20 protein-coding genes and 2 tRNA genes are annotated in these 21,446 nt (G+C 60.3%); 10 read left to right on the top strand and 12 right to left on the bottom strand.

Annotation, left to right across the window (positions count from 1 at the left end; genetic code table 11):
- Positions 1–55: 55 nt before the first annotated feature.
- The 4 genes from CS919_RS00455 (at position 56) to CS919_RS00470 (ending at position 3,484) form a co-directional block, all read left to right on the top strand.
- Positions 56–271 (top strand): helix-turn-helix domain-containing protein, encoded by a 216-nt coding sequence (locus tag CS919_RS00455; protein WP_099297199.1) that lies wholly within the window; start codon positions 56–58, stop codon positions 269–271.
- A 2-nt stretch (positions 272–273) separates the two neighbouring features.
- Complete coding sequence (locus CS919_RS00460; RefSeq protein WP_099297201.1) at positions 274–1,446, top strand: type II toxin-antitoxin system HipA family toxin; 1,173 nt, start codon at positions 274–276, stop codon at positions 1,444–1,446.
- Between the two features lie 77 nt (positions 1,447–1,523).
- Positions 1,524–2,417 carry an SGNH/GDSL hydrolase family protein gene (locus CS919_RS00465; protein WP_099297203.1) on the top strand — a complete coding sequence of 298 codons (894 nt, stop codon included), beginning with the start codon at positions 1,524–1,526 and terminating at the stop codon, positions 2,415–2,417.
- Between the two features lie 71 nt (positions 2,418–2,488).
- Positions 2,489–3,484, top strand: a complete 996-nt coding sequence (locus CS919_RS00470) for an SGNH/GDSL hydrolase family protein (RefSeq protein WP_099297205.1) — start codon at positions 2,489–2,491, stop codon at positions 3,482–3,484.
- A gap of 3 nt (positions 3,485–3,487) precedes the next feature.
- On the opposite strand, the gene CS919_RS00475 is transcribed toward CS919_RS00470, so the two are convergent.
- The 5 genes from CS919_RS00475 to CS919_RS00495 all read right to left on the bottom strand — a co-directional run bounded on the left by CS919_RS00475 (position 3,488) and on the right by CS919_RS00495 (position 7,106).
- A tRNA-Glu gene (locus CS919_RS00475) sits at positions 3,488–3,560 on the bottom strand.
- 1 nt (position 3,561) lies between these two features.
- A tRNA-Gln gene (locus CS919_RS00480) sits at positions 3,562–3,633 on the bottom strand.
- A 175-nt stretch (positions 3,634–3,808) separates the two neighbouring features.
- A complete protein-coding gene (gene gltX / locus CS919_RS00485) occupies positions 3,809–5,299 on the bottom strand; it encodes a glutamate--tRNA ligase (protein ID WP_099297207.1) in 1,491 nt (496 codons plus the stop codon).
- A 52-nt stretch (positions 5,300–5,351) separates the two neighbouring features.
- Complete coding sequence (locus CS919_RS00490; RefSeq protein WP_234990690.1) at positions 5,352–6,287, bottom strand: CE1 family esterase; 936 nt, start codon at positions 6,285–6,287, stop codon at positions 5,352–5,354.
- An 87-nt stretch (positions 6,288–6,374) separates the two neighbouring features.
- Positions 6,375–7,106, bottom strand: a complete 732-nt coding sequence (locus tag CS919_RS00495) for a TIM barrel protein (protein WP_159460933.1) — start codon at positions 7,104–7,106, stop codon at positions 6,375–6,377.
- A 51-nt stretch (positions 7,107–7,157) separates the two neighbouring features.
- Here CS919_RS00495 and CS919_RS00500 point away from each other — a divergent pair, with 51 nt between their 5' ends.
- The 3 genes from CS919_RS00500 (at position 7,158) to CS919_RS00510 (ending at position 9,529) form a co-directional block, all read left to right on the top strand.
- Positions 7,158–7,883, top strand: coding sequence for an SDR family oxidoreductase (locus CS919_RS00500; RefSeq protein WP_099297587.1), 726 nt, complete (start codon positions 7,158–7,160; stop codon positions 7,881–7,883).
- A 124-nt stretch (positions 7,884–8,007) separates the two neighbouring features.
- A complete protein-coding gene (locus CS919_RS00505) occupies positions 8,008–8,313 on the top strand; it encodes an LppU/SCO3897 family protein (RefSeq protein ID WP_099297211.1) in 306 nt (101 codons plus the stop codon).
- A 31-nt stretch (positions 8,314–8,344) separates the two neighbouring features.
- Positions 8,345–9,529: an isochorismate synthase gene (locus tag CS919_RS00510; RefSeq protein WP_099297589.1), complete on the top strand. Its 1,185-nt coding sequence runs from the start codon at positions 8,345–8,347 to the stop codon at positions 9,527–9,529.
- On the opposite strand, the gene CS919_RS00515 is transcribed toward CS919_RS00510, so the two are convergent.
- The 4 genes from CS919_RS00515 to CS919_RS00530 are packed head-to-tail and all read right to left on the bottom strand — an operon-like array spanning position 9,526 to position 13,944.
- A complete protein-coding gene (locus CS919_RS00515; protein WP_099297213.1) occupies positions 9,526–10,332 on the bottom strand; it encodes a fumarylacetoacetate hydrolase family protein in 807 nt (268 codons plus the stop codon). The genes CS919_RS00510 and CS919_RS00515 overlap by 4 nt on opposite strands.
- A 31-nt stretch (positions 10,333–10,363) precedes the next feature.
- On the bottom strand, positions 10,364–11,020 hold the full coding sequence (locus CS919_RS00520; protein WP_194187533.1) for an exonuclease domain-containing protein: 657 nt from the start codon (positions 11,018–11,020) through the stop codon (positions 10,364–10,366).
- Positions 11,020–12,882, bottom strand: coding sequence for a DUF294 nucleotidyltransferase-like domain-containing protein (locus tag CS919_RS00525; RefSeq protein WP_099297215.1), 1,863 nt, complete (start codon positions 12,880–12,882; stop codon positions 11,020–11,022). The genes CS919_RS00520 and CS919_RS00525 overlap by 1 nt, the downstream gene beginning before the upstream one ends.
- Before the next feature lie 39 nt (positions 12,883–12,921).
- A complete protein-coding gene (locus CS919_RS00530) occupies positions 12,922–13,944 on the bottom strand; it encodes a 3-isopropylmalate dehydrogenase (protein WP_099297217.1) in 1,023 nt (340 codons plus the stop codon).
- A gap of 214 nt (positions 13,945–14,158) precedes the next feature.
- Here CS919_RS00530 and efeU point away from each other — a divergent pair, with 214 nt between their 5' ends.
- The 3 genes from efeU to efeB are packed head-to-tail and all read left to right on the top strand — an operon-like array spanning position 14,159 to position 17,401.
- Positions 14,159–15,010: an iron uptake transporter permease EfeU gene (gene efeU, locus CS919_RS00535; protein ID WP_099297219.1), complete on the top strand. Its 852-nt coding sequence runs from the start codon at positions 14,159–14,161 to the stop codon at positions 15,008–15,010.
- Positions 15,003–16,142 carry an iron uptake system protein EfeO gene (gene efeO / locus CS919_RS00540; RefSeq protein ID WP_099297221.1) on the top strand — a complete coding sequence of 380 codons (1,140 nt, stop codon included), beginning with the start codon at positions 15,003–15,005 and terminating at the stop codon, positions 16,140–16,142. Before efeU ends, efeO begins: the two co-directional genes overlap by 8 nt.
- 2 nt (positions 16,143–16,144) lie before the next feature.
- The gene (efeB, locus tag CS919_RS00545) at positions 16,145–17,401 is read left to right on the top strand and encodes an iron uptake transporter deferrochelatase/peroxidase subunit (protein WP_099297222.1); all 1,257 of its coding nucleotides are present in this window, start codon (positions 16,145–16,147) and stop codon (positions 17,399–17,401) included.
- Here the strand turns inward: efeB and serA are convergent.
- The 3 genes from serA to ilvC form a co-directional block, all read right to left on the bottom strand.
- Entirely contained in the window at positions 17,398–18,993 is a 1,596-nt protein-coding gene (gene serA / locus CS919_RS00550; protein ID WP_370737733.1) for a phosphoglycerate dehydrogenase, read from the bottom strand. The two genes, efeB and serA, sit on opposite strands and share 4 nt — an antisense overlap.
- A gap of 100 nt (positions 18,994–19,093) precedes the next feature.
- Positions 19,094–20,143: a GTP-binding protein gene (locus CS919_RS00555; protein WP_099297225.1), complete on the bottom strand. Its 1,050-nt coding sequence runs from the start codon at positions 20,141–20,143 to the stop codon at positions 19,094–19,096.
- Between the two features lie 237 nt (positions 20,144–20,380).
- Positions 20,381–21,397 carry a ketol-acid reductoisomerase gene (gene ilvC, locus CS919_RS00560; protein WP_099297226.1) on the bottom strand — a complete coding sequence of 339 codons (1,017 nt, stop codon included), beginning with the start codon at positions 21,395–21,397 and terminating at the stop codon, positions 20,381–20,383.
- Positions 21,398–21,446: the final 49 nt, after the last annotated feature.

Below are 21,446 nucleotides of genomic sequence, written 5' to 3' on the forward strand. Positions count from 1 at the left end.
TCTGAAATTGGGTAGAATAGTCAGAACATTGCCCCGTTTCCGAAGGATTCTTCCGATGAGCGTTGCGCCTCACCATCCAGTAGCCGTAGAAGTCGGCAAGCACGTTCGCGCTGCCAGAAAGCGCTATAACCTCACGCAGCGCCAACTTTCAGAATTGGCCGAACTCTCCGATAAGACGATTCGGGACATCGAGCACGGGACGGGCTCCCCTAGCTTCGCTGGTGTACTTCACACCCTTGACGTGCTCGGGCTAGACATCGGAGTCAACTAACGATGGATTTTGAATCACTCAAGAACACGACCCACGCAGATGTTTACAAAGGAGGCAACATTGCCGGCCATCTAAAAAGGCTCGATAACGGACTAGTTGAATTTAGATATACGGATGGTTACTTCGGACCAGACATAGCGACCACTCTCCCCCAGACCGAAATCACCGAGCCAATTGCGTCTGCAGGCGGTAGCTTGCCACCATTTTTCAGCGGACTACTTCCCGAAGGCCACCGCCTCACCCTGTTATCTCGGGCAACAAAATCTAGTTTCGATGATGAACTCACGCTTCTTCTCGCCATCGGAGAAGACACACCCGGAGACGTCCAAATTGTCCCAGCAGGACGCACACCAAAAAACATCACTCCCGAACTAGATTTGGACAGCGGAACAACGGACTTTCAGATGATTACGGAAAGCGTGGACCGCACGGGCATTCCCGGAGTGCAAGACAAAGCCTCTGCTTCCATGATCAATACCCCTGTAAGCACTCAGGGCCATGCTGCAATTCTGAAGATTGATCCGCCAGACCACCCTCATTTAGTAAAGAACGAAGCTCTTCATTTGAGCCACGCACGTTCGCTAGGGATACCAATCAGCGATTTCTCAATAGTCCAAGACAGCGCCGGAATTCCGGGGCTACTCGTCTCGAGATTTGATCGGACAAAAGACGGTTCACGGCTCGCAATGGAAGATGCCGGCCAAGTACTTGGAATTTACCCAGGGAGGAAATACGCAGTAGATACCGAAGAAGTCATCATGGGGCTTGCACAACGCACGAGGGCTCCCATGATCGCCAAGAGGAATCTATACCTTCAGTTTCTGTTCGCATGGCTGACCGGCAACGGAGATCTGCATGCGAAAAATGTTGCCATCCTGCAAGATCCCTCCGCGCATTGGGGAGTTTCACCGGTCTACGATATTCCGTGCACTGCGATTTACAGGGACTTTTCACTCGCACTTCCCATTGCGGGAAGAACTAAAAGGGTCCGGAAGAAGCACTGGGACGAGTGTGCAGACTCAATTGGCCTTCCACAATCAGCAGCACGGAGTGTCATGAGCTTAGCTCTTTCCATCGCCACAAAGATAGACCTCGCAGATCTTCCATTCTCAGGCTCTCCATTGCATGGCGCCCAGCGCGAACTGAGATTCCGCCGAAACGAACTGTTGGATTAAAATCCGCGCCATTCCCGCGTCGCCCCACTTTGCCCAGTTCCTGAATAAATGTCTCGTCACTTCGTAGACTCAACTCCATGAAGCGTTTTGCCCTCACCACCTCGACCCTCCTCTCAGCAGCTTTGCTAGCCGCCTGTTCGGCGTCGAAAAACGAGGAACCAGAGCCAGCAAGCGCTCCCGCAACCAGCACGCAGACTGCAACTCCAGAACAACCTCTGCACTATGTGGCGCTCGGCGATTCCTATGCAGCGATGGGATCGGAAAGCGCGCCCACTACGGGGCCTGGGCCGTGCGTGCGCTCGGCGGACAATTACCCGTCGGTGGTACTGGAGGATCCCAATATTGAGGGCGTGGATGCGTCGTGCTCGGGCGCGCAATCACGGCACATCATCCACGATTGGGCCAATGGCACGAACATCCCCGCCCAGGCCAATAGCCTGCGCCCGGACACTGACCTGGTCTCCCTGTCCATCGGCGGCAACGATACCAATTTCGGTGCGATCTCCCGCTGCCTCTACGGCAAACTTTCGGAGGATGCCGGCCCCAGTTGCGAGAGTGAACTCGGCGCCGTGACAGATCGCGAGTTACAATCCCTACCCGTCAAGCTGGACGCCGTCTACGAGGAAATCGCCCGCCGCTCACCCGATGCACGCATCATCGCCACGGGTTATTTCACGATGCTGGAACCGGACGTCCAATGCTCGGAATCGGGTGCGATCAGCCATGCGGATAGTGTGTGGTCGATTGATGTGACGCACCGTATTAATGAGATTGTTTCAGACGCCGCTTCTCGCCACAACGCTCAATACGTTCTGCCAGCTGATGCCGATCAGCACACCGCATGCGTGAGTCCCGACCAGCGCTGGGTGAATATCCTCGGCGACCAAACGGATTCCTACCCGATGCACCCCACTGCGGCCGGGCAGAAGGCGATGGGCACCGCGGTGCTGGCGGCCGTGCACCAGGGCTAGCCGCGGGGAGAATCGCGCGGGTTTGCGCATTTATCTAGGCCGATAGTTTCCCTACCCGTCGTATCAGCGTTATGAAACACAACACGCTCGCCACTGCCACCCTGCTGCTCGCCGCCATGTTCAGCGTCGGTCAGGCCGCCGCTCAAACGTCGATGGGTTCCCTCGACATCTTCGGCTCCTTGGGATCCAGCCTTCCTGGCTCCTCCGCGCCGAACGAGAATGCAGTCGACTACGTAGCACTCGGTGATTCCTACGCCGCCTACGGTTCGGTCACGGCTCCAACTACTGGCCCTGAGCCGTGTCGTCGGGCAAATGACAACTACCCATCTGGCGTGCTCAGCCAACCGAACATCCAAGGAACGGACGCATCGTGCGGCGGCGCGGTCACGGACAACGTGCTGCGCCCGTGGGATCGTGGCGGCGGCCTGGTGATTCCGGCGCAGGCGGATAGCTTGAACGCGGGCACGGATCTGGTCACGCTGTCCATCGGTGGCAACGACATCAACTTCAGCGCCATCGCCAGCTGCTTCTTCGAGGTCGCCCAGGATCCAAACGCCACACCGTGCAAGGGCCGCCTGGAGGATGACATCAACCAGCGGTACGCGGCGCTGCCCGCCAAGCTGGACGCGGTGCACTCGGAGATCGACCGCCGCTCCCCCAACGCACAGGTCATCGTGACGGGCTACTACACCCTGGTCACGGATTCGGGTGCGTGTTCTGAGGCAGGCGCGATGTCGTTGACGGATAGGGCGTGGATTGTCGATCTCACCGATCGTTTGAACGTTCTTATGTCCGACGCCGCTTCTCGCCACGGCGCGAAATTCGTCCTGCCAGCAAATGCTGATCAGCACACCGCGTGCGCTGATCCCGCCCAGCGCTGGGTCGATGGATCCGGACGCCTCACCAATTCCCACTCGATGCACCCGACTGCGCTGGGCCAGAAGGTCATGGCCGATGCGGTGGTTGGGGATATTTGTGCAAGTGTCGGATCCGAGGCTGCCGAAAATCCACGCAGCAAAAAGCGAGCCCTCCCAATCACTCAATGTGACGGGAGGGCCCGCTTTTAGTTGTACCCCGTACGGGATTTGAACCCGTGTTACCGGCGTGAGAGGCCAGCGTCCTAGGCCGCTAGACGAACGGGGCGCTGGCCTACCAGGACTCGAACCTAGAACGACGGTACCAGAAACCGCTGTGTTGCCAATTACACCATAGGCCATTGTTCGCTTGTTCAAGGTTCATTTGGCGGTGAACCTCGCTCGCAACGGAATGTAATATAACCAGATGCCCTGTTCACAAGCAAATCGCCTGCTCAGGGCACCTTTCCGCGGCCATCACGGAGCGAGGGCGAATCACAGCTGTGTAACTAGCTGAGACTCTCCCCGACACCCCCATTACTCCGCAGCAGCGTAAGGCGTCTGCGCCAGGGCAGAACGCAGGCGTGCCAGCGTGGACTCCTTACCCAGCAACTCCATGGACTCGAACAGCGGAGGCGACACAGCAGCGCCGGAGACAGCCACGCGCAGCGCTCCATACGCTTTACGAGGCTTCAGTTCCATCTGCTCAATCAGTCGACCCTGCAGGGCGGTCTCAAGTGCCGAGGCAGTGAACGAGTTGGCGTCGATCCCTTCGACCTCCTCGATGGAAACGTTGAGCACCTCCACCGCGTCTTCCTTGAGGTTCTTCTTGGCGGACTTTTCGTCCAGCACCAGGTCTTCATCTGCGGTGATCAGGAACTTCAGCAGGCCGTCGGCGTCCGCGAGCACCTTGATGCGCGTCTGCACCAGCTCAGCAGCGAACGCGAACTTGTCCGCCGGGTAGTCCACTGGGAAACCCTTGTACTCCTCTAGGTAGCTGCGCAGTCGCTCAGTGAAGTCGGACAGCTCCAGCAGGCGAATGTGGTCGGCGTTGATGGCCTCCAGCTTCTTCTGGTCGAAGCGCGCCGGATTCGGCTTCACGTCCGCCACGTCGAAGTTGGCGATCAGCTGATCCATGCCGAAGATGTCCTCATCCGCGCTCAAGGACCATCCCAGCAACGAGAGGTAGTTCAGCATGCCCTCGGGGATGATGCCGTTCTCGCGGTGCAGGAACAGGTCAGACTGCGGATCTCGCTTGGAGAGCTTCTTGTTGCCCTCGCCCATCACGAACGGCAGGTGGCCGAAGGTGGGAACCTGCTTGGCCACACCGATGCGCTCCAAAGCCTCATACAACGCGATCTGGCGCGGAGTGGACGGCAGCAGGTCCTCGCCGCGCAGCACGTGAGTGATCTCCATCAGCGCGTCATCTACCGGATTGACCAGCGTGTATAGCGGCTGCCCGTTGGAGCGCGCCACCACGAAGTCCGGAATGGTCTTGCCGTCCACGGTCATCTCGCCGCGCACCAGGTCGGTCCACTCGTAGATGCGGTCGTCCGGCATCCGCAGGCGCCACACAGGCTCGCGGCCCTCGGCCTTGAACGCTTCGATCTGCTCGTCGGTCAGGTCGCGGTCGTAGTTGTCATAGCCCAGCTTTGGGTCGCGACCGGCGGCCTTGTGGCGCTCTTCCACCTCAGCGGCGGTGGAGTATGCCGGGTAGACCTCGCCGGCCTCCTTCAGCGTGGCCAGCACGTCCGCGTAGATGTCCATGCGCTGAGACTGACGGTATGGCTCGTGTGGTCCCCCGACTTCCACTCCTTCGTCCCAGCCGAGTCCGAGCCAGTTCAGCGCGTCGATGATCGCCTGGTAGGACTCCTCAGAATCACGCTTGGCGTCCGTGTCCTCGATGCGGAACACGAGTTTGCCGTCATTGTGGCGCGCGTGCGCCCAGTTAAACAGTGCGGTGCGCACCAGGCCCACGTGCGGCGTTCCGGTGGGCGAAGGGCAGAATCGTACGCGAATTTCACTCATAACGCCCCAGTTTAGCGGCTGTTTTTTATTCGACGCCAAACTCTCCCCGTTGTTACTCAGCCGGACCCTGCAAAGCCTTGTTCTGCCGGGCGAGGAAGTTCCAAGTCTCATTGGCAATATCTGGCGAGAAGAACCAGTTGTGATCCTGTCCGTTGATACGCCAGTGCACGGCCTCGTCCTGACATCCTGGGAAGCCGAACTGAGTGACTACCCCGCCCCGCAGGTTTTGCACCACAGGCTGGGGTGCGCAGCCATTGGCTTGAGCGCGATTGTGGATGAGGTCCATCACGGGAAGGTATGGGGCTTCGTGGAGAGCACCACCGTTGTAGTGGGTGAGCTTGTCGTCGGCACCATGAACCAAGAAGGTTGGCACGCTACCTAGCGCGCAACCCTCGTTGACGGGGTTGTAATACGCGCCGGAGACTCCCACCACACCCGCCATGAGATCTGGGGCCTGGCACGCGAGGTTGGCCGCGAACCCGCCGCCGTTGGACATGCCGGCCGCGTAAATGCGGTTCATGTCCACGTTGAAGTGGTGCTGCAGCTCGGCGACGATTTGTCGGACAAATGCCACGTCTCCCCCGCGGAGTGTGCGTGCATAGGGTGCGCCCTCCCAAGCATTTTCCCGCCCGCGCGGGTAGACCACGATGGCTTCCTGTGCGGCACCGGTGTTCGCGAAGCGAGAGTAGTTGCGGTAGTTCTCCGGGGAATCGTGCCAACCGCCGAAGCCGAAGAGAACCGGGATGGGATGGTTCGGGTCATAGTTGGAGGTCACGCTGATGATCGCGCTGCGGATCTCCTGGTTAGGGCGGAAAAATTCCACGTTGGTGGGATTACCGGGAAGGCCGGGCGCTAATGCTGCCAAAGAGCGGGGCGGTGGCGGCGGAGCGTCTTGAGCCGACGCCGCAGGGCTGGCCGCAAGCCCAAGTAGCAGAGCCAACAATAGGCCGAGGACGTAGCGGAATCGGACGGCGTGTGCGCGCGTCACAGCTCTAACATAAGTCACAGGAGCCACACAGGCAACTTTAATCACAATAGCTGCTGCGCGAGGGATGTATTTCCGACTCGGCGCGTCTCAACTCGGCAACCACTCCCCGACGATCTCCCCTGCATAGCCCGCATCGCGCAACCTGCGCATCCATTCACCCAATGGCAGCTCACCCGTCCCCGGAGCCCCACGCCCAGGCGAATCCGCCACCTGCACATGCTCCGGGCGGACCGAATCCACAATCTCGTCGACGCCCGAGACACCCGTATTCACCGCCAAGTGATACACATCCAGCAGCAGCCCGCCGCCCACTTGGGCAATCACACACTCTGCGTCCACCACCGTCTGCACGGGGTAGTTCTCCATGCCGGAGAGCGGCTCCACCATCGCCACGCCCCCAAACCGCCGCTCCAGCTGACTCTGCACTTGACCAAACCGCGCCACCTGCGCCGCGCTCGCCTCGCGCCCATCCGCTCCCAGCAGAACGTTAAACCTCCGCACCCCCGTGCGCTGATGAAGGTAGTCCAGCGCATCAATATGCCCCACCGGCATATCCCGCTGGTGCAAAATCCCCCGCTCCCCACCAGCCATGTCCCCCGCCCAGGCGTTGAGCGCCACCAACTGCTGCCCTCGCTTCTCCAAGCCAGCCACTAACTCATCCATCTCTTCTGCAGCCGGTTCGGGCGTACCGAACGGCCACCACAGCTCTACCCGCGCGTATCCCTCATCTGCAGCCGCATCCAGCTTCTCCATGATCAGCAGATCCTCGCGCCCAATAGAGCAGTTCTTCGCCGTCAGCCACTGGCCCATACTTCCCATGCCGCCCAGTCTAGAGATCCCCAGAGACAGCCTCATGCAACAATGAGCACCATGAACAGCGAATACCCAGTAGCAATCATCACCGGCGCCGGCGGCGGATTAGGGCGAACCTTCGCCCTAGCTCTCGCCGAGGCCGGATGGGTCATCGCGGCGCTGGGAAGAACGCAGGCCACGGTGGAGGAAACCGTATCGGTCTGTGGTGGCGTCGGAAATAAACATCATCTCGCCCTGACCTGCGATGTCACGGACCCGGAAGCCGTGGCCACTGCATTCGAAACCATCACCACGCGTCTCGGCCGCCTAGATCTGCTGGTCAACAACGCGGGCATCCCCGGCCCCACCGGACAGCTAGACACAATCGACCCAGCCCACGCTCAGGCCACAATCAACACCAATTTCCTGGGCGCGCTCTGGTGCACGCAGTACGCCTTCGCTTGGATGAAGGACAACGGCGGCGGCCGCATCATCAACAACGGCTCCATCGCCTCCCACTCCCCTCGCCCGGGTGCCGCCGCCTACGCAGCCTCCAAGGCGGCCGTGTCCAGCCTCACCGTCTCCACCACGCTAGATGGCCGCGATCACGGAATTACCGCCACCGAACTAGACATTGGCAACGCTCGCACGGAGTTGCTGGGATCGTTTACCGGCAGCGAGCCTATGTTCGACGCCAACCACGCCGCCCGCCTACTCGTGGCCGTGGCCCAGCTTCCCGCCAATGTTTCGGTGGACCACGTGACGGTAACGGCCGCTGGCATGCCATATCTGGGGCGCGGTTAACCGGGATATACCCCCTCCATCTTGCAGAAACTCAACTCTTAAGACCCGGAACATCTAATCTGTCTCAGCGACGAAAAACGGGAAGTCTAGCAAGAGATCTGGCGCACTGTCGGCTATTTGGCTGGTGATCAAAGTCATCATCGTGTCCATCGTGCTGGTGCTGGGCTTTCTTTCCATCGTGCGCTATGAGGACTGGATACCGTTTAACCACAACGCGCAGACTGGCGATTGCATCTCGCAGGAATCCACCAATACGGACAACAAGCAGAAACCGCAGTCGCTGAACTGCGAGGATCCCGCAGCCGCTTACGAGATGTTGAGCGTAGGCAAATCCGATGATTTCACGTGCCGTAGCGTGCCCGAAGCCACCCTCGAGCTGCAGTGGAAGCGCGGTATGGGCACAACCACCTACTGCCTCACGCAAAAGTAACGTTTTCTTAGACGTTCGCTAGGCTGTGTTCATGACTCAGCCCAGCCCACACTCCCCATCGCGGCCGTCAACAGCACCTGATTTTCTGCTGTCGCGGCCCACGGGGAGTTTGCGTACGCAAGGTGTAAAGGAGCTGTTTAGCAGCGCGTATGATGCTTCCACGCACATCCGCAACCTCATGGCGAGCGCTGCGAACTCCGCTGCGGACGAAGTCATCGTCGGCTGCGTTCCCTTTGCTCTCAGCGATCCCGCAGCTCTGGTTATTCCTGAGAAAACGTGGTGGTCAGAAGGGCCGCTGGAACCACCTGCGTTCTTCCGTGGCCACGATATCTCTGACCGGATCAACGTCTCCGAGGTCATCACCTCCGCCACGGCAGAAGAACACGCCGAAGTAGTCAACGCCGCCACGCACACTATCCTGACCACCCAGTTGGAAAAGGTGGTGCTGGCCCGCTTCGCCGACGTTCATTTCGCCCATCCCATCGATCCCCTGCTGGTCTCCGCGCGGATGATCGATCTCTCCGCCAACTTGGACGGCTATGGCATGCAGTTGCCGGAGGAGCTGGGCGGCTCGTTCTTCACGGGCTCCAGTCCGGAGATGCTTATCAAGCGCCACGGCGCGGAGTTCTCCGCGTTTCCCCTGGCCGGGTCCCTGCCCCGCTCCGGCAATCGCGTGGTGGATGAAGCAGCCGCCGATGCCCTTTTGAATTCGGAGAAGGACCTCTACGAGCACCACTTGGTCGTCCAGCACTACCGCCGCGTCCTCGAGCCACTCAGCCGTGAGTTGGAGATCCCCGAAACCCCGGAGATCCACCTGACCAAGGAAATGATCCACCTCGGCACGCCGATCGAAGGCGTGCTGAAGGATCTGGATTACTCCGCGCTGGACCTCGCCCTGCTGCTCCACCCCACCCCGGCGGTCGGCGGGACGCCCACGGAGGCGGCAATGGGCGTGATCTCCGCCGCGGAGCCCGAAAGCCGCGGGATGTACGCGGGCTTCGTGGGCTGGTGTTCTGCCAACGGCGACGGCGAGTACATGGTCGCCATTCGTAGCGCAGACATCGCCGCCGATGGGCGCACCGCCCGCACGTGGGCTGGCGGTGGCATCGTGGGGTCTTCTGATCCCGATGCCGAGGCAGAAGAAACCGCCGCAAAAATGCGAACAGCCCTACGGGCGTTGAACGTTCCCATAGAGCTGTTGAGCGGGTTGAGCTAGTAGCGCTCCACCGGATTGGCCAGAGTTCCCAATCCTGGAATCTCCACGGCGATGCGATCGCCTGGGGTCATCTCTGCGGTACCAGCTGGAGAACCGGTGCAGATGACATCGCCCGGCAGGAGGGTGAATGCAGAGGAAATCCACTCCACGATCTCCGGGATGGACTTAATCATCTGGTTGGAGTTGGAATCCTGCTTGGTCTCGGTCTCGCCGTCGTGAGTCAGGTGCGCCTTGATGGACAGGTTATCGATCTCCATCTCGCCCACGTTGGTCTCGATCCACGGGCCCAGTGGGCAGAAGGAATCGAGGCCCTTAGCGCGCGCCCACTGGCCGTCGGCGAACTGCAGGTCGCGGGAGGAGACATCGTTGACGATGGTGAATCCCAGCACCACGTCCTTCCAGTTCTCTGCCTTGACGTCCTTGCATGGACGACCAATCACAATGGCCAGCTCGCCCTCGAACTCCACGCGCGTAGCCCACTCGGGGATGCGAATGGGAGCCTCGGGGCCCACCACGGCTGTGGGTGGCTTGAGGAAGATTGTGGGAGGCAGGTGTTCCGCGCCCTGCTTGAAGACCTCGGCAACATGGTCCGCGTAGTTGCGCCCCACGGCAACTACCTTGGAGGGAAGAATTGGCGCCAGCAGGCGGACTTCCTCAATGGGCCATTCCTTGCCTGTGAACTCAGGCTGCCCAAAAGGGTGCCCGGCAATTTGGCGGCAGGTGGCACCGGTTCCATCCGGCTGTCCCCCTTCGAGGACCGCAAATGTCATTCCTTCTGGGTGAGCTATTCGAGCAATGCGCATGGATCGTAATCTTAGCGCACGCTTGTCTTACTCACAGGGGCTGCATGGCCTTTAAGGTGCTTGCCTGTGCACGCGCCTTCATCGCGAGGTAGAGCTCCGCGCACGCGAGAGCATCCGTCAAGGCATTGTGGCTGCGGTACTCCGGCAGCTCATAGCGGGCGCGTACGCGCGGAAGTCGCAGGTCTTCTCCCCGCGGGAACGTTCCCATCCTTTCCATGTGCCGACGCTCAATCGCAAACGTATCCACCACCGGCACGGACAATCCGGATCCGTAATGCTCGCGGCACAGCGCTCCGAGGAACTCCCGTTCGATGGACGCGTAGTGCGCTAGCAGAGCCCGTCCGGCGAGTGCACGGAGCAGCCTGTCCACGGCCACGTCCGGTCGTGTGCCCCAGGAGAGCTCCTCGTCCGTCAGCCCGTGGATGGTGGCGGAGTGCCCAACGCTGTCCGCCCCTGCGGTGTTGATCAGCTCGTAGCCTGAGCCGGAAAGATCAATCTCCCCTCCATTGACTGGCACCCATCCGATGGACAGCACGCGATCCTTCGCGGCATCGAGTCCTGTGGTTTCAACATCCACGGCCAGCAACGGCAACTGCTCCAGCGAGGTATCGGCTGCCGGGCGCGGCGCGTCGTAGAAATCTCGTAGCGCACCAGTCGCTGTGCCATGGCGTCGAAACATCTTAAACATCAGATGCTCCGAATGGGATACTTGAGATTCAAGGAATTTTGCATGCTTTTAATGATCTGGAACGCGTCGCGCAGGTTCTCGCGATCCATCTTGGACAAGCGGCCAGGCGCGATGTGATAGTCCGGCTTCTCGCCCTGACGAATCTGCTCTGCCTGGTGCTGGAGTGTGATGTTGTTGAGGAATGTGAACGCGTCTGTGAGGTCCGAGACTGAGCGAGCAGACAGCCCGGCGTCCTTGGCTCGCTCGAGCCGCTGCAGTGTGCCCAGCGCGTCTTTTCCTGCGGTGATAGAGACCAGCCGCGCCATCTGCACGATCGCCGCCGTTCCGCCCTTCTTCACGTCCAACGTGTTGCGGTAGTCCCCGCTACGGTCCACCACCAGGCCGCGGAAGAATCCGAGCGGCGGTTCGCGCCGGGCAGCCAGAGCCGCGAGGTGGGCGTGCAGGCGCGAGGAGTTCTGAGCGGTAGCGACCGCCTGCGCGTGCACGGATTCCGCGAGCTGAACGTCCCCGTGGATCGGGCGCATGTCGAAGAACGTCTGCGCGTACAGGAGCGCATCAGGCTCAGGAGCGGTGATCCACTGGTGGAAAGTGTCGGCCCACTGCGAGGCGGTCATCCGCCACTCGGGATTGCTGGCCATCATTTCACCAGGACATAGCACTTGTCCCGCGGTATCCAGTCCGTGGCAGACGTACTCGGAGAGCTGCGCGAAATACTCGCCGTGGGTGATAAGGTCGTATTCGTTTGAGAGCACCAATGCGTTGTCTTGGTCCGACGCCAAACCCATCTCCTTGCGACCCTGCGATCCCAAGACGACGAAGGCATACTGCACTGGTGGAGGCCCTAGTTTCTCTTCAGCCAGGTGTAGCAAGCGGCGCGCCATGGAATCGGCCACCACGGTTAACAGGCTGGTGATCTCGTCCGCGGAAGCGCCGCGTTCGATGAAACGCAAGGCCACGCGTTGTGCATCGTCGTAGACCTCTCGCATTTCCTCCTGAGAGTTCTTACGTCCCAAATCCCCTGCGAAGTACATGGGGTTAGCCTGCAGCAAGCGCATGACGTCCGCGGAGGCAATGATGCCGGTGGTGCGCCCACGTTCCACGATGGGGATGTGATGAATGTTTAGCTCTGCCATCACCAGCATGGCTTCCATGACCAGCTGATCCGGGCTGGCGGTGTGCACCTCGCGCGTCATCAGCTCGCTCACGGGTGTGGCCGGATCGATGGCCTGGGCGATGGCCTTGCGCATGTCGCGGTCGGTGATGATCCCCAGCAGTTCGCCGTCTAAGCTGCCGTTATCCATGACCAACAGAGAGCTGACGTTCTTGTCTCCCATGATGCGGGCAGATTCCTGCAGCGTGATCTCCGGCGCGATGTGCGCGGGATTGGGAATGGCGAAGTTATCGAGGCGGGTACGAAGCACGTCTGAAAAGGATTCACCATGCAGCTGTTGAGCCTCAGCGCGAATGCGTGCGGACAGCCCCGAGTAGTACCGCACCAATTCTGGACTGGAGGCAGCCAGCTCGGCGAAGGCCTGGCGCTCCATCAGGAGCAACAGGGAGTCCTCCACCGTGACGATTGTGTACTTCGAGGTGGACTCCGTAACCAGGGTGGAGTACCCGAAGCTGCGCCCGGTGTCTCGTCTATCCAGCAGCACGTCGTCGGCATCCATCACGTCCACCGCGCCGGAACGCACCACGTAGAGATAGTCGTTGGGCTCGCCGGCTCTGATGAGTGTGGTGCCTTTGCGCACGTAGCGCATCGTCATGGAGCCGGGAACTGTATCGAGGATCTCCGGATCCAAGGAGTGGAATGGGTGATGCTCTGCGAGGAAACGGCGCACCTCGTCTAGCTCGACGTTCATGGACTTAGTTTAGCCCACAAACGTTTCTACATCTGCGATTTAGAGCTTCTGCACCGCCGCTGCCACGCGGTCGCCGACCTCGGAGGTGTTGATGGGCGAACCGTCGCGGTTGGCGGCTTCCTCGAGCACGGCGCGCTCGATCTTGTCCGCGTTCTCTTCATCTCCCAGGTGGCGCAGCATCAGTGCCACGGACAGGATGGTGGCACACGGATCGGCAATTCCCTGCCCCGCGATATCCGGCGCGGAACCGTGGACTGGTTCAAACATCGACGGGCTCTTGTGGGAAGGGTCGATGTTGCCGGAGGCAGCCAAGCCAATTCCGCCAGTGACCGCACCCGCGAGGTCGGTGAGAATATCGCCGAAGAGGTTATCGGTGACAATCACGTCGTAGACTGAAGGCTTGGTCACCATGTAGATGGTGGCGGCATCGATGTGGTTGTAATCAACCGTGACCTCGGGGTATTCCTTGCCGATGGTATCCACCGCGCGCTGCCACAGGCCGCCAGCGTTGACCAACACGTTGGTTTTGTGCACGAAGGTCAGCTTCTTGCGTCGAGACTGTGCGCGCTCAAACGCATCGCGCACCACGCGCTCTACGCCGTAATAGGTGTTCTGCGAAACCTCGGAGGCCACCTCCTGGTCGGTTCCCTGGCGCAGCGTTCCTCCGTTGCCGCAGTACAGGCCTTCGGTGCCTTCGCGGACCACCACGAAGTCGATCTCGCCAGGGTTACTTAGCGGGCTGGTAGCTCCCGGGTAGAGCTTGGATGGGCGCAGGTTCACCGCATGATCCAGCTTGAAGCGCAGCGGCAGCAGCAGCCCGCGTTCCAGCACGCCCGCGGGCACGGTGCGGGGATCACCGATGGCGCCCAGCAGGATAGCATCGTGCTCGCGGAGGGAGTCCAGATCAGCGTCAGTGAGAGTCTCGCCATTGCGAAGGTAGCGACGGGCGCCGAGGTCAAAATCAGTCGTTTCCACGTCATCGCGCAGGGCCTGCAAAACCTTCAGCGCTTCCGGAACAACTTCGGTGCCGATGCCATCTCCGGCAATCACAGCGAGTTTCATTGTGTGAACTCCTTTGTCTCACTAGTTGGATTGCGATTAGTGTAACACGCCTCCAATACACCCTAATTTCGCAACAAGCGGTTGCCTTAAATACTGCTCAACCGCTACAGTCAACTCGTTTACATCATCACTAAAGTTAGGCTTCGGTAACTTTATGTGGCCTTACCTAAGTCGCCACGCCTCCAGCCTACTTTCCTACTGAACCGGGGTACTTGTGCTCTACGCCAACCTCCTTATCGGACTGCGCGAAGGTCTGGAAGCCACCATGGTGGTCACCATTTTGGCTGCATACCTGACCAAAACCGGCAGAAAACACGAGCGGCCATGGCTGTTCGGTGGCGTGCTTGCTGCACTGATCTTCACCGCCATCAGCTTCGCCATTCTCCACTTCGGCACCAAAACCCTGACCACCCAAGGCCAGGAGCTCATTGGTGGCATCGCGTCACTGGTAACCGTCGCGATGATCACGTGGATGCTGCTGTGGATGAGCAGCGCGGGCAAGAGCATGTCCGCCGAGCTCAAGGGACGCATGGAAGCTGCAGTAGGCCCCAAAGCCGTCTTCTTCGTAGCGTTTTTGGCAGTCGGTCGCGAGGGCATCGAGACGATCCTGCTGGCTTTTGACAGCCTGACGTCGAATAACAGCACTCCGTTCATCGGACTCGCGGTAGGTATCTCGATCGCCGTGGTCATCGGCTTCCTCATCTACAAGGGCGCCATTCGCGTAGACATCGGCAAATTGTTCCGCCTGCTCGGCATCCTGCTGGTGCTGGTGGCGGCGGGCATCCTGCGCTACGGCATCCACGACCTGCAGGAAGCAGGTGTGCTGCCAGGGCTAAACACCCACGCCTTCGACATCTCCGGAATCCTGACCCCGGGCACCTGGTACGCCACGGCCATCGAGGGCATGTTCAACTTCGTGCCTAACCCTTCCGTTCTCTCCTTCGTGGCGTGGGCCGCGTACCTCATCATCGTCATGGCGCTGTTCCTGCGCGCGGGCAAGCCAACCCCGAAGAAAAACGTCACCTCTACCCCTGCCTCACAGAAAGCTACCCCCGCCAATGTCTAAGTACTCTTCCATTCGCGCCCTCGCCCCTGCTGTCGCACTCAGCCTGGTTCTCGTCGGTTGTGCCGATAAAGCCGAAGAAGGCGCTTCTTCAATCGACGTCAATGCTAATGACACCGCCTGCGAGGTAGGAAGCTCTGAGACCAGCACCGGATCCACCACGTTCAAGGTGGTCAACAACGGCACCAAGACCAACGAGTTCTACGTCATGACCAGCGGCGGCCGCGTGCTGGGCGAAGTGGAAAACATCGGCCCCGGCGCCTCCCGCACCTTGGTGGTCGAGTTCCAGGACGCTGGCGATTACACCACCCTGTGCAAGCCCGGCATGGTGGGAGAAGGCATCTCCGGGACCATCAAGGTCACCGGCGAGTCCGTGAACTCCGCAGAAGGCGATGCCGCCCTGACCGAGGCCGTGGAGAACTACACCTCCTACGTGCGCAGCCAGACCGAAAACCTACAAGATGTCACCGCCGAGTTCGTAGACGCCGTCAAGGCCGGCGACGTGGACAAGGCCAAGGAGCTGTTCCCGCAAGTCCGCACCCCATACGAGCGAATCGAGCCCGTCGCAGAGTCCTTCCCTAACGATCTAGACCCACGCATCGACCTGCGCGAGGCCGACCTCGCCGAGGGCGACGAGTGGACCGGCTTCCACACCATCGAAAAGGACCTGTGGGAAGGCGGCAAGATCACCGGCCAGACCAAGAAGAACGCCGATCAGCTGTCGCAGGACATCAAGGAGCTGGTGGATGGCATCAACTCTGATGACTTCCAGCTCAGCCCCGTGCAGATCGCCACGGGTGCCCAGGGTCTGCTGGATGAGATCGCCACCTCCAAGATCACTGGTGAAGAGGACATTTTCTCCCACACCGACCTCTACGATTTCCAGGCCAACCTGGAGGGCAGCCGCGCGGCCATCGCCTCTCTGGAAAAGCCGCTGGAAGAGCGCAAGCCAGGCATGCTCAAGGAGATCAACTCCCGCTTCGATGCCGTGCAGGACGAACTCAACAAGCACCGCGAGGGCGATGGCTTTGTCAGCTATGACACTGTCTCCGATTCCGAGCGCAAGGCCCTGTCCACCGCCTTGGATCACCTCACCGAGGAAGTCTCCAAGGTCCCAAGCGTAATTTCCGAATAGTCATGACCTCTGAGAACAAGAACAAGTCCGGAGTCTCCCGGCGAGGTTTCCTCGCGGGAATGGGCATCGGCGCCGGTGCCGGCGTTCTCGCTGGTGGCGGTGGTGTTGCGGCGTACTCCGCAGAAACGGATTCCACCGGCGAGGATTCTTCTATTCCTTTCCGCGACGCGCATCAGGCGGGCATTGTCACGGCACAGCAGGAACACCTGCACATCGTGGCGATGGACGTGCTCACTGAGGATCGCGACGAGCTCATAGACATGCTCGCCACCTGGACCACCATGGCCGAGCGCATGACTCAGGGCTTACCCGCCGCAGATGAATCCGGCGAGTCCGATTACGCCGTGCCCACCGATTCCGGCGAGGCGCAGGACCTGGGCGCCAAGAACCTCACCGTGACCGTCGGTTATGGTCCTTCTCTTTTCGACGACAGATTCGGGCTGAAGAACTCCAAGCCTGCACAGCTCAATCCTCTTCCCACCTTCCCTAGCGATCAGCTCAAGGACGAGCTCTGCGATGGCGACATCGTGATCCAGGCCTGCGCGGACGATCCACAGGTGGCGGTCCACGCGGTACGCAACTTGGTGCGTGCTGGCAGTGGTGTGGTGGAGGTGCGCTGGTCTCAGCTGGGCTACGGCCGCGCTAGTTCCACGACTACCGAGCAGGCCACTCCCCGCAACCTCTTTGGCTTCAAAGACGGTACCCGCAACATCCACTCGAGCGAGACCGAAGCCGTGGATGACTACGTGTGGGCGGACGAAGCCGGATGGATGAACGGCGGCTCCTACTTGTGCGCCCGTCGCATCCGCATGCTGCTGGAGCTGTGGGATCGGCAGAACCTCGGCGAGCAGCAAGCCACGTTCGCGCGCTTCCGCAAGTCCGGCGCTCCCCTAGGCACGGAGGATACGGACGATCAAGAATTCGCGGAAGTTCCGTTTGACCTGATCTACGGCCGGGAACCAGTCATCCCCGAAGATTCGCACGTGTTCCTCTCCCACCCAGAGAACAACAGCGGTGCGCGCATCCTGCGGCGCGCGTATAACTTCATCGAAGGTTCGGACACCTTCGGTCACTTGTCAGCGGGCCTGTTCTTTATCGCTTTCGCTGGCAAGCCGGAAGAGACGTTCATCCCTATCCAGATGAAGCTGTCTCGTAACGACCGTATGAATGAGTACGTTCGCTACGAGTCCAAAGCCATCTTCGCGTGCCCTCCCGGCCTCAAAGAGGGCCAGGACTGGGGCACGCAGCTGTTCGGCTAGTTCAGATCCAGGACTACAGCGGTGGAGGCGTTCAGGTCACCCTGAATCTTTTCCACCAGCTGCTCGTCCAGGTCCTGAGCTACGCGCAGAACCAGCGTTGCCTGCTCGTCGCCCTCGGAGGGAGACAGTGCAGCAGCGTCAATGTTGATGCCCTCGGCACCCAGCGCGGTGCCCACGGAGCCCAGAGCGCCTGGCTGGTCGCCGTAGACCAGGAACAGGTTGTGACCGGTGGCTCGCAGATCCAGACCGCGACCGTTCAGGCGCACGATCTTCTCCACGCGCTCCAGGCCGGTCAGGGCACCGATGACGGACGCGGACTGTCCGTCGGCAGAAACGACCTTGACCTCCAACACAGAGCGGTGAGTCACGGACTCATCCTGGGTGCTGACCTCGAGGGATACGCCACGCTCTTCGGCGATCTTTGGAGCGTTGACGAAGGTCACCTGCTCGTCAATCACACCGGAGAACACGCCGCGCAGTGCGGACAGTCCCAGCGCATCAACGGACTCAGAGGACAGCTCGCCACGAGCCTCCACGGTGACAGCCTGCGGAGCGGCACCCAGCAGGGAACCTGCCACGCGGCCCAGCTTGGTTGCCAGGTTCAGCCAGAGCGCAACTTCCTCGGAGACCTTGCCACCTGCGACGTTGACGGCGTCGGGAACAAAATCGCCAGACAGTGCGCGCAGAACGGAGGCAGCCACGTCGGTGCCTGCACGGTCCTGAGCCTCTTCGGTGGACGCGCCGAGGTGAGGGGTAACAACAACCTCATCCAGCTCGAACAGAGGGGAATCGGTGCAAGGCTCGGAGGCGTAGACGTCGAAGCCGGCACCACGGATATGACCGGACTTGATGGCGTCTGCCAGAGCCTGCTCGTCAACCAGGCCACCGCGGGCGGCGTTGATGATGATCTGGCCCTTCTTGGACTTAGCCAACAGGTCAGCATTGAACATGCCGGCCGTTTCCTTGGTCTTAGGAAGGTGGATGGTGACGAAGTCCGCGCGACCCATCAGGTCCTCAAGGTTGTCCACCAGCTCCACGCCCAGCTGAGCGGCGCGCGCAGCGTTGGCGTAAGGATCGTAGGCAATGATGTCCGTCTCGAAGGCAGCCAGGCGCTGAGCGAACAGCTGGCCAATGTGGCCGAAGCCGACGATGCCGACGGTCTTGTTAAGGATCTCCACGCCATTGAAGGAGGAGCGCTTCCACTCGCCATCGCGCAGGGTCTTATCCGCGGCTGGGATCTGACGGGCGGTGGACAGCAACAGGGAGATTGCGTGCTCACATGCGGAGTGGATGTTGGAGGTCGGAGCATTAGCCACCATCACGCCACGGGAGGTGGCGGTCTCGATGTCCACGTTGTCCAGGCCCACGCCTGCACGTCCGACGATCTGCAGCTTCGGTGCGGCTTCCAGAACCTCGGCATCAACCTTGGTTGCGGAACGGACCAGCAGAGCATCTGCGTCCACGACTGCCTTCAGCAGCTCGGGGCGGTTCGGGCCATCCACCCAACGCACCTCTACGGAATCTCCGAGGGCGTCCACGGTGGACTGGGAAAGCTTGTCGGCAATGAGGACTACCGGGCGATTACTGCTCACGATATTTTCTCCTGAGTGGAAAAGTAGTGCCTCGTCCGCGCCGAAACGACCGCGCCGGCGCCGAGAGGGACCACGCCGTCCAAGTGTGGCGTGCGACGCATTACAGCATAGCTGTTACTTCATAATCATTCAGCATTGCGTCCTGGAACCTGGCTATCGCCGCGGCGGCATCAAAGTTCACGCCGATGAGCACCACCTCGTTGGCTGGCGTGAGGCCGGCACTGCCCCACGAACCAGCTGGTTGGATGCGCAAATCGGGTCCAGCTTGGTGCCACACTTGGATGAGTCCCGCCGTTCCGCGAAGGGCTTCTAGCAGGCGGCCGCGGTCGAATGGCCGATCGCCACGGAAAACTACTGAGCTGATGCCGTATTCTTCCGTCTCCGGCGTGTGCGGGTTGGCGAGTTCGTCGAGGTAGCCCTCGTAGGCGCGTGCCGTGTCTTCGTCGTAGAGGTGCGCGCCGAGGATGTTCTCGATGACGCTGCGCCCGTTGACCTTTCCTTCGGTCATTTTCTCGACGCCAGCTCGCGGATTCATCTTCTTGATCAGCGCCTCAGTGGCTTTGTAGCGGCCAGGGGTGGTCAGATCTGGCTTGGTGATATAGATCTTGTCTGCGAATTCAATCTGGTCTACCAGCAGGTCTGCGATGGTGCGTTCATCTTCTGGTGTGGCTTCCATGTCTGCTTCGCGCAGCAGCTGCTTTTGGCCTATAAGCTGCAGGAACTGGGAGGCATCCACGAGGGTGACCATCGTATCGATGGGCGCGACATCCGCCAGCCTGGTTCCGCCTTCCCACTGCCACTCAAACGTGGCAGCCACGGGCATGGGCTCGGAGATGCCGGTGGATTCGATCACGATGTGGTCATATTTCCCGGACTTGGCGAGCTTTCCCACGGACTCGATGAGATCTTCTCGCAACGTGCAGCAGATGCAGCCGTTGGTTAATTCAACGAAGCGATCTTCTCCCCTTTCGAGGTGCCCCTCCCCCGCGATAAGCGAGGCATCGATGTTGACCTCGGAGAAATCGTTGACGATGACCGCGATGCGCCGGCCTTCGCGGTCTGCAAGCAAATCATTGAGCAGGGTTGTCTTGCCGGAGCCGAGGAACCCAGAGATAACGGTGACGGGAGTTGATGCATGTTCGTGTGACATGCGAGCAACTCTACACCTTACGGATAATCGTTTTCATTAGCGGTTGCCGGCCTACCGACTTTCACAATTTTTCCCCAACTGCTCCGCGCCAATCCCATCTGCAACATTGTCTTGGGGTTTTGCATGGGCACGATTTGAGTTGGGGAAGAATTGTGAATCCCCCTCAAACAAACAAGCAAAAAGCGCCGCCCACCAGAAACGGTGAACGGCGCTTAAGCGAACCGACTGAGGAAAAACTTAGGCAGTCTCAGCGCGGGCGTCGACCTTAACCCAGCTCATGAGATCGCGCAGCTTCTTGCCGGTAGTCTCAATCTGGTGGTCGTTGTAGGAAGCACGCAGATCCTCGAGCTCCTTGTTGCCACCCTCAACGTTGGCAACCAAGCGTTTGGTGAAGGTGCCGTCCTGAATATCGGTCAGGATGTCTTTCATACGCTTCTTGGTGTCCGCGTCGATCACGCGTGGGCCAGAGAGGTAGCCACCGAACTCGGCGGTGTCAGACACGGAGTAGTTCATGTTGGCGATGCCGCCCTCGAACATGAGGTCCACGATCAGCTTCAGCTCGTGCAGGCACTCGAAATATGCCATCTCTGGCTCGTAGCCAGCCTCAACCAGTACCTCGAAGCCTGTCTTGACCAGCTCCTCGGTCCCGCCACAAAGCACAGCCTGCTCACCAAACAGGTCGGTCACGGTCTCCGCTTCGAAGGTGGTAGGGATCACGCCGGCGCGAGCTCCACCAATGGCAGCAGCGTAAGCCAGTGCCAGGTCCTTGCCCTCGCCCTTTGGATCCTGGTCGATGGCGATCAGGCAGGGAACGCCCTTGCCATCGACGAACTGGCGACGCACCAGGTGGCCTGGACCCTTTGGAGCAACCATGCCAATGGTGATGTTATCCGCTGGCTTGATCAGGTCGAAGTGGATGTTCAGGCCGTGTCCGAAGAACAGCGCGTCGCCGTCCTTCAGGTTGGGCTGAATGTCGTTTTCGAAGATGGACGCCTGGGAGGTATCAGGAGCCAGCAGCATGATGACATCTGCCCACTCGGATGCCTCGGCGTTATTCATCACCTTGAAGCCAGCTTCTTCAGCCTTGGCGCGGGACTTGGAGCCTTCGCGCAGGCCGATGACTACATCCACGCCGGAATCGCGCAGGTTCTGGGAGTGTGCGTGTCCCTGGGAGCCGTAGCCAATAACAGCGACCTTGCGACCCTGGATGATGGACACGTCTGCATCGTCGTCGTACAACACGTCAATTGCCATGGGAATAGTTCCTTTCGTTGGGAACGAGCTGTTCGTGAATGAATCAGCC

This window comes from Corynebacterium dentalis, from assembly GCF_900232865.1.
Taxonomy (GTDB): domain Bacteria; phylum Actinomycetota; class Actinomycetes; order Mycobacteriales; family Mycobacteriaceae; genus Corynebacterium; species Corynebacterium dentalis.

What these genes read in the sequence shown, in the direction of transcription:
- ilvC (WP_099297226.1), bottom strand. Translation starts at nt 21,397, where the DNA reads ATGGCAATTGACGTGTTGTACGACGACGATGCAGACGTGTCCATCATC.
- gltX (WP_099297207.1), bottom strand. Translation starts at nt 5,299, where the DNA reads ATGAGTGAAATTCGCGTACGATTCTGCCCTTCGCCCACCGGAACGCCG.
- efeO (WP_099297221.1), top strand. Translation starts at nt 15,003, where the DNA reads ATGTCTAAGTACTCTTCCATTCGCGCCCTCGCCCCTGCTGTCGCACTC.
- CS919_RS00520 (WP_194187533.1), bottom strand. Translation starts at nt 11,020, where the DNA reads ATGTTTAAGATGTTTCGACGCCATGGCACAGCGACTGGTGCGCTACGA.
- CS919_RS00515 (WP_099297213.1), bottom strand. Translation starts at nt 10,332, where the DNA reads ATGCGCATTGCTCGAATAGCTCACCCAGAAGGAATGACATTTGCGGTC.
- CS919_RS00510 (WP_099297589.1), top strand. Translation starts at nt 8,345, where the DNA reads ATGACTCAGCCCAGCCCACACTCCCCATCGCGGCCGTCAACAGCACCT.
- CS919_RS00460 (WP_099297201.1), top strand. Translation starts at nt 274, where the DNA reads ATGGATTTTGAATCACTCAAGAACACGACCCACGCAGATGTTTACAAA.
- CS919_RS00555 (WP_099297225.1), bottom strand. Translation starts at nt 20,143, where the DNA reads ATGTCACACGAACATGCATCAACTCCCGTCACCGTTATCTCTGGGTTC.
- CS919_RS00470 (WP_099297205.1), top strand. Translation starts at nt 2,489, where the DNA reads ATGAAACACAACACGCTCGCCACTGCCACCCTGCTGCTCGCCGCCATG.
- CS919_RS00465 (WP_099297203.1), top strand. Translation starts at nt 1,524, where the DNA reads ATGAAGCGTTTTGCCCTCACCACCTCGACCCTCCTCTCAGCAGCTTTG.
- CS919_RS00455 (WP_099297199.1), top strand. Translation starts at nt 56, where the DNA reads ATGAGCGTTGCGCCTCACCATCCAGTAGCCGTAGAAGTCGGCAAGCAC.
- CS919_RS00495 (WP_159460933.1), bottom strand. Translation starts at nt 7,106, where the DNA reads ATGGGAAGTATGGGCCAGTGGCTGACGGCGAAGAACTGCTCTATTGGG.
- CS919_RS00525 (WP_099297215.1), bottom strand. Translation starts at nt 12,882, where the DNA reads ATGAACGTCGAGCTAGACGAGGTGCGCCGTTTCCTCGCAGAGCATCAC.
- CS919_RS00500 (WP_099297587.1), top strand. Translation starts at nt 7,158, where the DNA reads ATGAACAGCGAATACCCAGTAGCAATCATCACCGGCGCCGGCGGCGGA.
- CS919_RS00530 (WP_099297217.1), bottom strand. Translation starts at nt 13,944, where the DNA reads ATGAAACTCGCTGTGATTGCCGGAGATGGCATCGGCACCGAAGTTGTT.
- efeB (WP_099297222.1), top strand. Translation starts at nt 16,145, where the DNA reads ATGACCTCTGAGAACAAGAACAAGTCCGGAGTCTCCCGGCGAGGTTTC.